Origin of the sequence: Rossellomorea sp. LjRoot5, from assembly GCF_964253455.1 — a bacterium.
In the GTDB taxonomy this organism is placed as follows: domain Bacteria; phylum Bacillota; class Bacilli; order Bacillales; family Bacillaceae_B; genus Rossellomorea.
Genome location: NZ_CAXUQN020000001.1, coordinates 4,087,485 through 4,100,618 on the forward strand (window position 1 = coordinate 4,087,485; position 13,134 = coordinate 4,100,618).

A 13,134-nucleotide genomic window follows, 5' to 3' on the forward strand; every position below is an offset into this window, starting at 1 on the left:
TTTATGAAAAATGATGTGAAGCCTTGTAGCTTGCCTTCACCATGTATTCATGCTGAAGAAGTTTCACCTCAAACAGGGTGATCGGATCGAAATATTGTTCCGGATTTGCTTTCATTTTCTTCAATGAATCCTGATCGGATGCGATCGCCGCTTCCGTATCCTTGATCGTTACCTCCAGTTGCTTGAACGGCTCCGCGAAGAATGAATGAACATCCTGCTGCAGAGATTTCTCAAATAAATCAAACTGAAGGAAGAACTTGTGAACAACGGATGCCGTTATATCCTGATAGTCTTCGCTCTCCAAATAACGCTTGTACTGGTTGTATAATAATGACTTATTCTGCGGCAGTACCCCAAGTAGCTTTCCTGCGCTTTTCAGAAGGAACTGAGCCGGTTTAAACCGCAAAAGGATATTCTCTTTATCTATCTGTGCCCTCGTTCCCATTCTGCTGACGTCCCTGCGCCAATCATCAACCACTTGAAAGTCGCATTGTAAAACGACTTTATCTTTCCCAAATAGTCCGTTAAACGTTTCACTCATTTCATTCAAGTAGTCCTGGCTGTCCTGCAGCTCTTGTTTTGAAAAGGCAAGCCACTCCTCAAGGGACGTGACGTAACGAGGCATGAGATCGTCCTGGATATACTCTTGGATCCTTGTATTCATCGCATCATTTAATTCCGTATGGATTTGTTTGAAATCACTTTCTTCGCTGATCAATTCCGAGCAACCACTGAGTATCGCAGGGATTTTCTCAGAGATTTCCTTCTTCATGGCTTCCTTCTTTTTATGGAAGGAATCCTTGATGATGGAAACCTTATCGCTTTGCATGTCTCCCAAGTAGTTCTCAAATCCGTTTAGACGTGTGAGGATATCCTCATTTTTCTCAATACCCTCTTTCAACTCTTTTTCATGATTTTTACGTTTGGAGTATAGATCCCTTAACGTTTTTCTCACTAAATAAAATAATTTGCTTCCACGCTCTCCCTTAAGGGCACCGCTCTTCACATGATAATGATCCCTGAGGAACGTCTCCACATCTTTACGCTGAAGATGTACGGCTTCGAGGGACGAATAAGGCAGCACCTCTGCATCCGGGAACCATTCACGGGCTTTGTTCCGTGCAGATTCAATGATTTCTTCCGTTCTCTCTGTGTGGGATACTTTATCCATCTTATTTAATAAGAAATGTACGTTCACAGGCTGTCCGATTTCCGCTAATTTCCGTAAGGTCTGACGGTCTTCTGCATTAAACGGAGCATCGGCATTCAGGACATATAATAACCCATCGGCAGCAGGATAAAAAGCAGTCAAATCGTCAAGCTTCCTCTTACCCGTTTGAACATCGATGAGGGCCGTTCCATTTTTCTTAAGGAACTCTGAAGGTAGCTTATACTCGACAAAGGCTTCCCGCTGCATCAACTCTTCGAAGTCTGCAATGCTTTCCACCTGGTGGACCCCTTGGTCGTGAATCTCCTTCACTTCCACCTGCTGATCATGATAGCTGTAGATGATCGTTGAATCTTCTGCTTCTCCCACACTTTCACCCAAGACGGATTGGACGAAGGAGGACTTTCCACTTGATGCACTTCCTGCAATCAGTAGATGATGTTCACTCAGGTCCATCAACTGCTCTGCGATCCACTGAGTTTTGTAACCTACAGAGGCGTCATTCCGTTCGGCCCACTGGATGATTTTATTTAAGAACAGAATGACGTCTTCAAATCGGGCCTGATAGGAATTCTCCTCTAACAGAATCATTTCCGCTTCTTCCGTCACCATTGGTTCGATGCTGTAGGAAAAGACATCGTTCCAGGCCAGAACGGCTGCTGCCGGAAATAGCGGCTGCTGCTCCCTGCTCACCTTCAACCAATTCGTCAGCATACTCGGCATGAAGCCTTCAAGGTCTTTCACAAGGTAGTCACCTTCAAGGAAGCCGATATATGCCTCTTTAAAGTGGGAAAGGATTTCCTGCCAGGATTCGTTCGGAAGGATCTCCACATATTCAAAGATCGTATTCACCGTCAGCATCCATTCGATATGGGCAGCCGAGTGGCTTCTGTAACTTGCCCAGAGAGCAGATACGAGATCTTTAAATTGTTTACGGTCTTTCTCATACACGGTGATCAATAGATCATAGAAATAATCCGGAGCAAATGACCTTGTGTAACCTTGCTCACCATACTCTCTCAAAATCATGAACCATGCAGGTTCCCTCGTTCGGATCGATTCCTTCACCCCCAGTTCCACCGCTTTATTCCAGTCCCCCTGCTCCTCATAAAAAGACCTTGCCAGATCCGTGACATTTGGATAATCCGGTTCGATTGATAAGGCTTTCTCAATCGTATGATAGGCAGATTGGATCTTGTTCCTCTCAATGTAAAGGGAGAATAATTGCAGGGACACCTCCATGGTTAACATCGTACTATCGGTTTGGATGGCTGTGTATACATCCTCGGCCGATGACAGCATTCCAAGCTCATAGTAAGAATCCGCAATGTTCTTCTTAGCCCATGGTTCCAGTTCGTTCAAAATACTTTCCCATTTGAAGATGGCCGCTTCATAATCCCTGCTATGAAAATAAACTTCCCCTTGGGCATAGCGGATGTATGTTAAATCATACGGTTCGTTTTGCTGTTCTTCGACAAATGCTCCTCCAAGTACTTCTATTGGATGACGGTTCGTGTCCTGATCTACTAAAAAAGTTCGATAAAATGACTTCTCCATCAGTAATTTTTCTTCTGTCATAATGTCCTCCGTTATATGTGGGACTCCCTTGCCGGAAACCTCACAGACTTGTCTATTTCTCTCATTCTAACAGAATTTCATTGGGATAAAATTTCATTTCCTTTTCATTTTCCGATTGATACTTTCTGCCGTGATCCAATGGAATCACTTCCGTTACAGAATAAAGGACTATCCGTTACGAAAGGCTTTGAGGCACTTTCAAAACAGATAGTCCTTTATACTTACCACTATTATTCTCCCATCAAACTATGCGGAAGTTTGATGGACAAGCTTTTTCTGTTTTCTGCCTTCAAAAATCGCCACTACGAGGGCAATGAGTAAGAACAGGCTGGAAATTTGGAATAGTACACCCGTCTCGACATACTGAGCCAGCACGCCGAATACTAAACCGCTCAACCCGATACCAAGATCGATGGATGAGAAAAACATACCGTTCGCCACTCCACGTCTATGATCCGGCGTCATGGACAATGTCCAGGATTGAAGGGTCGGAATCAGTGATCCGAATCCAACGCCGAAAAGAAGACCGGATACGACGATCAGCAAATCGGAATGTGCGAAAGAAAGTGCCCACATGCCGATAAACGTCACCACGATACAGAATACCACAAGTCCCTTTGGTCCCCGTTCATCAAACCACTTTCCTGCTATCGGCCTTGAAAGGGACGCCATGATCGCATTACATAAGTAGAACAGGAAGATATGCTGTATTCCGCGCTCTTCCCCGAAGATGACGATGAATGTTACGATCGATCCATATCCAAATGTCACCATGATTGTAATGAAAGCAGGGAACCAGCTGGATTTTTCGACTAAAGAACCAAGGTAAGAAAACTTCAAGTCTTCTTTCTTCGTTTCTTTGACCACTTTAGGCGTCTGATAATGAACGATTCCCAATAGCAAGATCGCAATGACACCCAGTACACTTGATGTGATGATCAGATTCGTGAAGGTTGTCACCTGGAATAAATAGATTCCGAGACTCGGGGCGATGATCATTCCGATCGTAATCGACAAACCGTAATACCCCATTCCTTCTCCTAAACGGGATTTAGGCACCACATCGACGGCTGCTGTTCCATTAACCGTCGTGGACCAGCCCCATGCGAGTCCGTGCACAAAACGGAATAAAAGGAAGATGAACACCACACTCGACAATGGATAAATCACCGTAATCGCGAGTAACGAGACCCCCCCTATCAAAACAAGGGGCTTCCTGTCCCTGTATTCCAACATAAACCCAATGAACGGCCGGCTCAACACAGCCCCGATTGAAAACAGCGTCGTCACCAATCCAATCTCAAGCCCTGAAGCCCCAATCGATTTAATATAAGGAGGAAGCGTCGGAATCAACATCTGAAACGACATAAACACAAACAAATTCCCCACCATCAACATAATAAAAGACCTCGTCCATAGAGGATCCTTCACCTTCATAAAAAAACCTCCCTTCCCATCTATCAAACCCCACCAGCAGATGGGGATATTATTTCGGATTACTAAATAATAGCACATAAAACACAATTGCGATACGAAATAAAACAACGGAAATGTGTAAGTTATTAACAGAATGCAAATAGTAACAAATGGACCAAATTCATTATTATAGTGAAAATAAATCTCAACTGTTTTTTGGCTTATTCCGAGTAGAGAAGGGCAGCCGAAAGAGCAAATTCATTTGCTCCTTTCGGTTGCCCTTCTCTACCCGGCCTTTCAGCCCAAGCTGAAAGGCGAGTGAAACGAACGTTTCACTCGAATAAGCCAGAAAACGCATACTAGGATCAAAGTCATAATCCATTCAATTATTCAGCTAATTCCCAAGCTTTTATTGAAAACACAAAGAATTATACTATAATAACAACATGGTCAAACTTTCTGAATAATCTTTTTTACGTGGCCACTCATACATATTTACTTTTTATTTCCTATAAACATACAATCGTGAATGGAGGTCATTCCTTGAATTATACGTTACGCCCATTAGGCGACCACGCTGTCGTCATCCAATTAGGCAGCTCGATTCAACAAGAAACACACAACCTGGTGAAAGCGGTAACAAACATAATCGAAACCCAATCATTCCACTGGCTGGTAGAATTCATCCCGGCCTTTACAACCGTCACACTCTATTACGATCCAATCAAAATCACCGAATCTCACAAACCCTTTCAAAACACGCTTCCATATAAGGTCGTCTGTTCTGAAATCGAACACATGCTTTCAACTCTGAAAACCGAAGAAAACGAAGAAGCAAGAATCATCGACATCCCCGTATGCTACGGAGGAGAATTCGGGCCTGACCTTGAAGAAGTAGCCACCCATCATCAACTATCCACTGAAGAAGTCATCACGAAACACATAAACGGTGACTATCTCGTATACATGATCGGCTTCGCTCCCGGATTCCCTTATATCGGCGGCATGTCTCCGGAAATCGCGACGCCGAGAAGAAAGTCCCCACGCCTGAAAATACCGGCAGGCTCTGTTGGGATAGCGGGGGAACAAACAGGGGTATACCCCATCGAAACACCAGGGGGATGGCAGCTGATCGGCCGTACACCCGTAAAACTGTTCCAACCTGATAACGCCGATTCACCAAGCTTACTGAAAGCCGGGGACCGAATCCGCTTCACTCCGATTTCCCTTGAAGAATATAAAGCATTGGAGGAGGAACAATGATTAATATAATCAAACCCGGCCTCCTGACGACCATTCAGGACTTAGGAAGGTACGGATACCAAAAATATGGCGTCATCGTGAGCGGAAGCATGGATCCCCTCGCCCACAAAATCGCGAACCTGCTCGTCGGCAACGATGTGGACGAGGCCACCCTTGAAATCACCCTGATGGGACCTGTCCTTGAATTCAAGGAAACATCCCTTATCTCGATTTGCGGGGGAGACCTTTCTCCGACCATTGATGGGAAGCACGTTCCTTTAAGAAGATCCCTGTTGATCAAAGCAGGAAGCATCCTGAAGTTTGGATCATGCACAAATGGCTGCCGCAGTTACCTGGCGATTGCAGGAGGTTTTAACGTTGAAAAGGTCATGAACAGCAGATCCACATATGTAAGGGCGGGAATCGGAGGATTCGAAGGTCGTCCCCTTCAGGCGGGCGATTCCCTTAAAGCAGGAACCCTCAACAAAGAATCTGCCAATATGATCGACTATCTACTTCCCTATGTGGAGAAGAGTGACTTCACGGAAATTGACTGGTCGATTTCATCTGAATTCATTTCTTCCTATCATCAGAAGAAAGCCATTCGGGTGATTCCTGGAACGGAGTACGGTTTATTTTCCGAAGAGAGCCGCGAACAGTTTTTCAAGCAGCCATTTAAAGTGTCTTCCCAATCAGATCGGATGGGATACCGCCTTGAAGGTCCGTCCCTCCATCTTGATGAGGAGTTCGACATGATTTCAGAAGCGGTGGTGTTTGGAACGATTCAGGTCCCGTCGAATGGGCAGCCGATCATTCTGTTGGCTGACCGGCAAACGACGGGAGGCTATCCGAGAATGGGATACATTGCATCCGTGGATCTTCCCCTCATTGCTCAAACGAAGCCGGGAGAAGATATTACATTCACGAGGATCTCCCATGAAAAAGCTCAGGAGCTATACATAGATCGCGAGCGCCAATTAAACCATTTAAAGCAAGGAATCGCCTTGAAGTTTAACTCTTAATCCAAACGACAACAAAGGAGAGAACCCCTTGAAGAAAAAATCGAATTTCAGCCTATTACTGGGAGCAGCGTTCCTGATGGCGACCTCCGCCATCGGACCGGGCTTCCTGACTCAAACAACCGTTTTTACTGAAAAGCTTGCCGCAAGTTTTGGTTTCGTCATTTTAATTTCCATCCTTATCGATATTGGCGCACAGCTGAATATCTGGCGCATCATCGCCATTTCTGAAAAAAGGGCACAGGATATCGCAAATGATGTCCTTCCCGGATTAGGATATTTCCTTGCCATCCTCATCGTGGCAGGGGGCCTTGCCTTTAACATCGGAAATATTGCCGGAGCTGGACTCGGTACGAATGTCCTCTTTGGCATTTCCCCTAAAATGGGTGCCTTATTCAGCGGAATTGTCGCTGTCGGGATCTTCCTGGTAAAGGAAGCGGGCAGATTAATGGACAAATTCGCTCAAATCCTGGGATTATTAATGATCATCCTTACGGTATATGTCATGTTTACAGCGAATCCACCTGTCGGCGAAGCCGTAACGAAAACATTCGCTCCCGACACCATCGATTTTCTCGCAATTATCACCCTGGTTGGCGGGACCGTCGGTGGATACATCACCTTTGCCGGGGGGCATCGATTATTGGAGGCTGGGATAACAGGGAGAAAAGCTCTTCCTGAAATCACAAAAAGCTCCGTATCAGCCATCGGAATCGCGTCCATCATGCGGATCTTTTTATTCCTTGCCGCGTTAGGGATCGTGGCTCAAGGGTTTACTTTAGACCCTAAAAATCCCCCGGCATCTGTATTCCAGCTGGCTGCTGGTGATATCGGGTACAAAATGTTCGGAATCGTTATGTGGTCTGCCGCTGTGTCATCCGTTGTCGGGGCAGCTTATACGTCTGTATCCTTCATCCGTACATTCAGCCCGCTCCTTGAGAAATATCATAAGTGGCTGATCGTCGGTTTCATTACGATTTCAACCCTTGTTTTCGTGATTGTCGGTAAACCCGTTGCCATCTTGATCCTGGTCGGCTCCCTCAATGGATTGATCCTGCCGATCGCCCTCGGTGTCATGCTGATTGCCGCACATAAAGCAAAAATCGTCGGTGACTACAAGCACCCGATCTGGATGACGGTATTCGGTGTACTGATCGTCGTGGCCATGTCTTATATGGGTGTGTACTCGTTGATCCAGGGCATCCCTCAATTGTTTAGTTAAGAAAAAAAGGAAAGACCTCAGCTCCCTTTCATGGGACCTGAGGTCTTTTTGTGTCGGCTGACTTTTTTGTACCTGGTACAATCCATCTTTTTTGTACCAGGTACAATCCAACCTTTTTGTACCTGGTACAATCCACCTTTCAAGACATAGAAAAAAGAGACCGCTCCGGCCTCTTATTTCTGAATGATATTCTTCACCCGGCCAACCTGTCCATCTGCTAATCGGACTTTGATGCCATGTGGGTGATTCGGGGAATTCGTTAAAATGTCTTTCACAATTCCCCGAGTCAATTTGTCTGTTCGCTGGTCTTTTTTCAGGACGATGTCCACTTCAAGACCCGGTTTAATATTGGATCGCTGTTGTCCGTTCATTGTATTCTCCATTTCTTAAGGGATTTCTGGATTCGTCCAGGACTAGTCTTCATCCTTCACATCGATATCTTCAGGAATCGGTTCACTTAAATAGTCAGCAAGCTGCCGCTTCATTTTTTCCATTTGCTCCAAATGCTGATTGAATTGATCCCTGAATAGTAAATATTGTTCTCCGTCATGAACTGCCCGTATCTTCTTCTGCTGCACGAGGCTTTCGATATACGATTCAGGCAGGGACAGATATTCGGCTGTTTCTTTGATGGTGAGATACATGGCTATCTTCCCTCACTTTTTATTCAACTAACTCTATCTTCGCAACGGCTTCACAGTGCATAGTCTGTGGAAACATATCGACCGGCTGCACCTCCGATGTTTTATACCCGCCGTCTTCCAATATTCTAAGGTCACGGGCAAGGGTTGCCGGGTTGCAGGATACATAGACTACGCGCTTCGGCTTCATGGCAAGGATTGTGTTCAGGAGTGCTTCATCACAGCCCTTTCGCGGTGGATCCACGACAAGGACATCTGCTTTGATCCCTTCCTTATACCAATCGGGGATGACGACTTCTGCAGGTCCCGCTTTGAATTCCACATTCGCCATACCATTCAACTCGGCATTTTGCTTTGCGTCTTCAATCGCCTGTGGAACGATTTCCACCCCATATACCTTCTTCGCCTTTTGAGCGAGGAATAATGAGATCGTCCCGATTCCGCAATACGCATCGATGACCGTTTCTTCCCCTTGCAAATCGGCATACTCCAACGCTTTATCATAAAGCACTTTCGTCTGCTCCGGGTTCACCTGATAGAAGGATCTTGCTGAGATCGCGAACTTCACGTCACCGATATAATCGTGGATCACTTCTTCCCCCCAAAGGACGCGGGTTGTATCACCCATGATTACGTTTGTTCGTTTAGGGTTCACGTTATGAACGACCGATTTCAAGCCTTCTATATTTTCGATAAGTACTTCGACTATCGCCTTCTTGTGTGGAAGCTCAGGCGTCCGCGTGACCAGTACCACCATCACCTCACCCGTCGTATACGCCGTCCGGGTCATAATATGGCGGAGAGTCCCTTTATGATTCTTTTCATCATAGGGACGGACCTCCAATTTTCCACATATATCCTTCACATGCTGGATCACTTCATCATTTTTTTCATATTGAATGATGCATTTGTCCATATCGATGATTTCATGACTACGCTTTTGATAGAATCCTGCTACAAACCGTCCGTCCTTTTCCCCTACAGGAACCTGGGCTTTATTGCGGTAGCGCCACGGTTCTTCCATTCCCAGAACCGGGTGCACGTGCAGGTCATGAAGCTTACCGATACGCTGCATGACGTCCCTTACGTTCTTCTCTTTCGCTTCCAGCTGACCTTCATACGTCATATGCTGGATTTGGCAGCCTCCACATTCCCTATAGATCGGACACGGTGGTTCCTGACGAAACGGACTTTCTTTCGTACGTTCTGACAGTCGGCCGAACCCGTAGCCTTTACTTGTTTTCACGACTTTGACCCGGCCTTCTTCCCCGGGCAGGGCATTGGGGACGAATAATGGGTATCCGTCGACCTTGGTGACTCCATTTCCGTCATGTGTCAAATCTTCAAATACAGCTTCATCTATATAATCATTTTTTTGAACGGGTGCTTTTTTACTCACGTATATCTTCCTTTACGAATTCCTTTTTAAGACTCTACTGATTGTACCATAAATGGATAAGGAGAATGAAATGGATAGAGGTCCGTCCCTCTCTATGAAAAAAAGCATCGACTTAGCCGATGCTTTTTACATTCAGGATGAGGTGGGTTCTTCTCTGTCAACGGACTGAATGGATTCGATTGCCTGTTTCAGATAAAGCTTGAAGACTTCACCTTTTTCAACTCCGGTCTCTGCGAGGGATTCCATGATGCATTTGAAATTATCGATGAGATGATCCGATTTCATGCCCCTGCTCACAAGCACACTGTTCAGCCAGAGGGCATAATCGGAAAACACCTTCGACTCGCCTACATCGGCAGCAGACTCCAGATAGTTGAAATGATGAATGTTATCTTCATAGCATTTCTTCCGTCCCGCTTCTCCATATTTATCTTCCAATTCCGGGTATCGATCGTACAATTTCACAACAGCTTCATCTATCACACGTTTATATTTATTTTCCATCAGTGCGCCACCACTTTATACCGGTGAATGGATGGGATGATGGATGCCAATTCCTGATCCGGGTATTTCTTTTCCAGATCATGAATCCGCTTATAGTCTTCACTCTGTACCCATTTCATGAAGTCTTCTTTCGTATCCCACTCCATATGGACCGTGATCTCTCCCGGCTTTTTCTCATTTTGCAGCAGGAGAAACCGTTGAAATCCTTCTGCTTCGTCTACCAGACCTGAGCGGGAATGATAGATTGAAATGACTTCCTCTGCCTTCTCATCAGGCACTACAAATGTTGAATGCACGATATACATTAAATTCACCCTTCTCAGTGGCACATGATCAGACATGCTTTTTATTCACTGTAACACAGTCAGTGAGTGCCGGGGGATACAAAATTTAACAGACTTTAAAAGAAAGATACATAATGTACATTTTCTAGTTGGGATGTAAAAACTTACCGCGTTTTATCCGATCTACAAAGGGTACAATGGTATGTGCAACAATTCTAGAAAGAGAAGGTAGATATACATGAACCCAGACTTCTTAGTAAACCTTATCCTCGTAGGGAATGTTTTTCTTGGAGTGTTATTCGCTCTCAAGTCAAGAAGGTGGTGGCTACCCTATATACTGATCGGACTCACCTTTTTAACCTTGACCTTTGGATTCGGGATATCCCTTTTGCTGAATAAAGAATCGATCCTTGCCTATTTATTTGTGTTCGTCGTCGGGCAATTGATATGGGTCTTTGCCTTTGTGATTGTCGCCCATCTATTGTCCTGGATCGTTAGGAAGGTTCCTTTCCGTCATAAACAACAGATAGGATGGGGCTTTTTGATCGGATTTCCATTGACGTTTTCAATTTTTTTGTTCGTTAACTAGATAATCATCATACAAAAAAGGAATGCCGTAACCCCAACGGCATTCCTTTTTATCATTCTGCTTTATCTTCCGGACGGATCTTATCAAGTGGGACGAAGACTTGTAGGTGACGGTACAGGTTTTCGAATTCGGCTGGAAGAACCCCTCCAAGCTCGCCGTCCACATTCAGCTGCACTTTTTCTTTCGCCTTGATCTTGATTCGGTTGGCTTGTGTGTATATGACGTTCGGATCGTTCACATGCTCTCCCCGTACTGCCAGGGACGCAATGCGGATAAATTCCGCCAGATTCGTTTTCTTCAGTATCAGGAGTGAAAATAAACCGTCATTGATTGAGGCATCTGGAGCAAGTTTCTCGAAGCCCCCGACCGAGTTGGTCAATCCGATGAGGAAGAGCATCGCTTGTCCTTCAAACAACTTTCCGTCATATTCAATTGATACATCTGTCGGTTTTATGGAAGGAAGCATTTCAATACCCTTCAAATAATAAGCAAGCTGCCCCATCATGGTTTTAAGCTTACTCGGTACTTCATAGGTCAATTCCGTGATTCTTCCCCCGCCAGCAATATTGATGAAATAGCGTTCATTCATGCGTCCGATATCGACAGGGATCGTTTCACCCTTCGTAATCACATCAATGGCAGAGCTGATATCCTTTGGAATATGCAGGGCACGGGCGAAGTCATTCGTTGTCCCCATTGGAACAATCCCAATCTTCGGCCGGTAATCCTGTTCGGCTAATCCGTTGACGACCTCATTTAACGTACCGTCCCCACCTGCAGCCACGACGATATCATATTTGCGTTCGACAGCGATTCGTGCCGCTTCCGTTGCATCTCCTTCACAAATGGTTGCGTGAACAGATGTTTCATATCCTGCCTGCTCCAATTTGATTAATACTTCAGCCAGATGCTTTTTAAAAAGCTCCCGCCCCGAAGTCGGATTGTATATTATTCGTGCTCGTTTCATACCCATCATCCTAATCTGTGTTAATTAAAAAAATAACTCGTCCATGTATAAACCATCTTTTAACATCATATACCAATTTAAATAATTCATGCAAAATATGTTCAAAAGGCAGGATTTTTCAAATCGTCCACCGGTCAATATCATAACTCTTTTCACTCGAAAAATCTAATGAAATATGAAATTTCTTATGCTCGAAGGGAGCTAGTTTGATCATTGTCAGAAAGAATACATAAATGGAGGCACTCACTAGAAATGAATCAAAAAAAATAACCCTTTAGAATATCACCATGATATTCTGAAGGGTTATGGGAATAGATGTATGTTCCGTTTTTGCAAAAATCGGATGGATTCTTCCAGGGACTTCATATCAAAATGATAGACTTCGCCAATGATGTCTTTCCATTTATCCAGATCCTTCATTTGATATTCACGGATATTCCGGTAGGTCATGACCTTCAACGTCCGGTTACGGAGAAAATAGCACTGACTGCCCTGGAAGCGGACGGCCGTGATCCTTCTCATGGTGATGTTGTCATCGGAATCCAGATAGGATGCCTGAATATCCGTCTCCAAATCTTCTTCTTCAAGCGGTATCCACTCGATGGTCTTTTTTACAAACGTCTTCCCGTTTGAACGGCGATCGACTTCGAACTCCCGGATGTCCTTCTGTGTAAAGATGATCTCCTCCCCAAAGCCGTGAAGAAGATGCTTCTGTCTCGCCTCAAGCTCGACCGGCTTCATAATGGGAGAACCATAACCCACATCAACATACAACTTACGGTTATCAATCGAGATCATCAGTCCCAGGTGACCCGGGTTCACTCTGACAAATTGACAATGGAAACCTAATTTTTTCAACAGCCTTCCAAAATTAATATTCAGCGTAAAGCAAGTTCCTCCCCATCCTTTCAGATGGAGATTTTCTGCAAATGTCTCTAACGAAGGGACAAAGGATCCACCCTGGGAGAAATAATAAAATTTACTGAATGTCTCATAGGGAATCCGTATCAAATGCTGTTGGATCAGCCGCTGTAAGTAGTTCAACGTAGGAGGCTCTATATCCATATTTAAATAGTTCACATATTTTTTTACTGCTTCCAAACCG

13 protein-coding genes are annotated in these 13,134 nt (G+C 44.8%); 4 read left to right on the plus strand and 9 right to left on the minus strand.

Features of this window, described 5'->3' with window-relative positions; all coding sequences use genetic code 11:
• Position 1: 1 nt before the first annotated feature.
• Both ACSQ2E_RS20875 and ACSQ2E_RS20880 read right to left on the minus strand, forming a co-directional pair.
• Positions 2–2,746, minus strand: coding sequence for a GTP-binding protein (locus ACSQ2E_RS20875; protein WP_435993811.1), 2,745 nt, complete (start codon positions 2,744–2,746; stop codon positions 2–4).
• A 246-nt stretch (positions 2,747–2,992) separates the two neighbouring features.
• A complete protein-coding gene (locus ACSQ2E_RS20880) occupies positions 2,993–4,183 on the minus strand; it encodes an MFS transporter (protein ID WP_435993813.1) in 1,191 nt (396 codons plus the stop codon).
• Between the two features lie 522 nt (positions 4,184–4,705).
• On the opposite strand from ACSQ2E_RS20880, the gene pxpB reads away from it, so the two are divergent.
• From pxpB to ACSQ2E_RS20895, 3 genes are all read left to right on the plus strand, one after another.
• Positions 4,706–5,425, plus strand: a complete 720-nt coding sequence (pxpB, locus tag ACSQ2E_RS20885; protein ID WP_435993815.1) for a 5-oxoprolinase subunit PxpB — start codon at positions 4,706–4,708, stop codon at positions 5,423–5,425.
• Positions 5,422–6,426, plus strand: a complete 1,005-nt coding sequence (locus ACSQ2E_RS20890) for a biotin-dependent carboxyltransferase family protein (RefSeq protein WP_435993817.1) — start codon at positions 5,422–5,424, stop codon at positions 6,424–6,426. The genes pxpB and ACSQ2E_RS20890 overlap by 4 nt, the downstream gene beginning before the upstream one ends.
• A 76-nt stretch (positions 6,427–6,502) precedes the next feature.
• A complete protein-coding gene (locus ACSQ2E_RS20895) occupies positions 6,503–7,645 on the plus strand; it encodes an NRAMP family divalent metal transporter (RefSeq protein ID WP_435994675.1) in 1,143 nt (380 codons plus the stop codon).
• Positions 7,646–7,818: 173 nt separating this feature from the next.
• Here ACSQ2E_RS20895 and ACSQ2E_RS20900 read toward each other — a convergent pair whose 3' ends face one another.
• The 5 genes from ACSQ2E_RS20900 to ACSQ2E_RS20920 form a co-directional block, all read right to left on the minus strand.
• A complete protein-coding gene (locus ACSQ2E_RS20900; protein WP_060671570.1) occupies positions 7,819–8,016 on the minus strand; it encodes a YwbE family protein in 198 nt (65 codons plus the stop codon).
• 42 nt (positions 8,017–8,058) lie between these two features.
• Positions 8,059–8,289, minus strand: coding sequence for an excisionase family DNA-binding protein (locus tag ACSQ2E_RS20905; RefSeq protein WP_435993820.1), 231 nt, complete (start codon positions 8,287–8,289; stop codon positions 8,059–8,061).
• Between the two features lie 19 nt (positions 8,290–8,308).
• Entirely contained in the window at positions 8,309–9,685 is a 1,377-nt protein-coding gene (gene rlmD / locus ACSQ2E_RS20910; RefSeq protein ID WP_435993822.1) for a 23S rRNA (uracil(1939)-C(5))-methyltransferase RlmD, read from the minus strand.
• Positions 9,686–9,817: 132 nt separating this feature from the next.
• Positions 9,818–10,189 (minus strand): hypothetical protein, encoded by a 372-nt coding sequence (locus ACSQ2E_RS20915; protein WP_435993824.1) that lies wholly within the window; start codon positions 10,187–10,189, stop codon positions 9,818–9,820.
• A complete protein-coding gene (locus tag ACSQ2E_RS20920) occupies positions 10,189–10,494 on the minus strand; it encodes an antibiotic biosynthesis monooxygenase family protein (protein ID WP_435993826.1) in 306 nt (101 codons plus the stop codon). The genes ACSQ2E_RS20915 and ACSQ2E_RS20920 overlap by 1 nt, the downstream gene beginning before the upstream one ends.
• Positions 10,495–10,711: 217 nt before the next feature.
• Here ACSQ2E_RS20920 and ACSQ2E_RS20925 point away from each other — a divergent pair, with 217 nt between their 5' ends.
• The gene (locus ACSQ2E_RS20925; RefSeq protein ID WP_061810366.1) at positions 10,712–11,062 is read left to right on the plus strand and encodes a hypothetical protein; all 351 of its coding nucleotides are present in this window, start codon (positions 10,712–10,714) and stop codon (positions 11,060–11,062) included.
• 52 nt (positions 11,063–11,114) lie between these two features.
• Here the strand turns inward: ACSQ2E_RS20925 and ACSQ2E_RS20930 are convergent, their stop codons facing one another.
• Both ACSQ2E_RS20930 and ACSQ2E_RS20935 read right to left on the minus strand, forming a co-directional pair.
• Positions 11,115–12,029 (minus strand): diacylglycerol kinase, encoded by a 915-nt coding sequence (locus ACSQ2E_RS20930; RefSeq protein WP_435993828.1) that lies wholly within the window; start codon positions 12,027–12,029, stop codon positions 11,115–11,117.
• Positions 12,030–12,332: 303 nt separating this feature from the next.
• Positions 12,333–13,130 carry an arylamine N-acetyltransferase gene (locus tag ACSQ2E_RS20935; RefSeq protein ID WP_435993830.1) on the minus strand — a complete coding sequence of 266 codons (798 nt, stop codon included), beginning with the start codon at positions 13,128–13,130 and terminating at the stop codon, positions 12,333–12,335.
• Between the last annotated feature and the right edge of the window lie 4 nt (positions 13,131–13,134).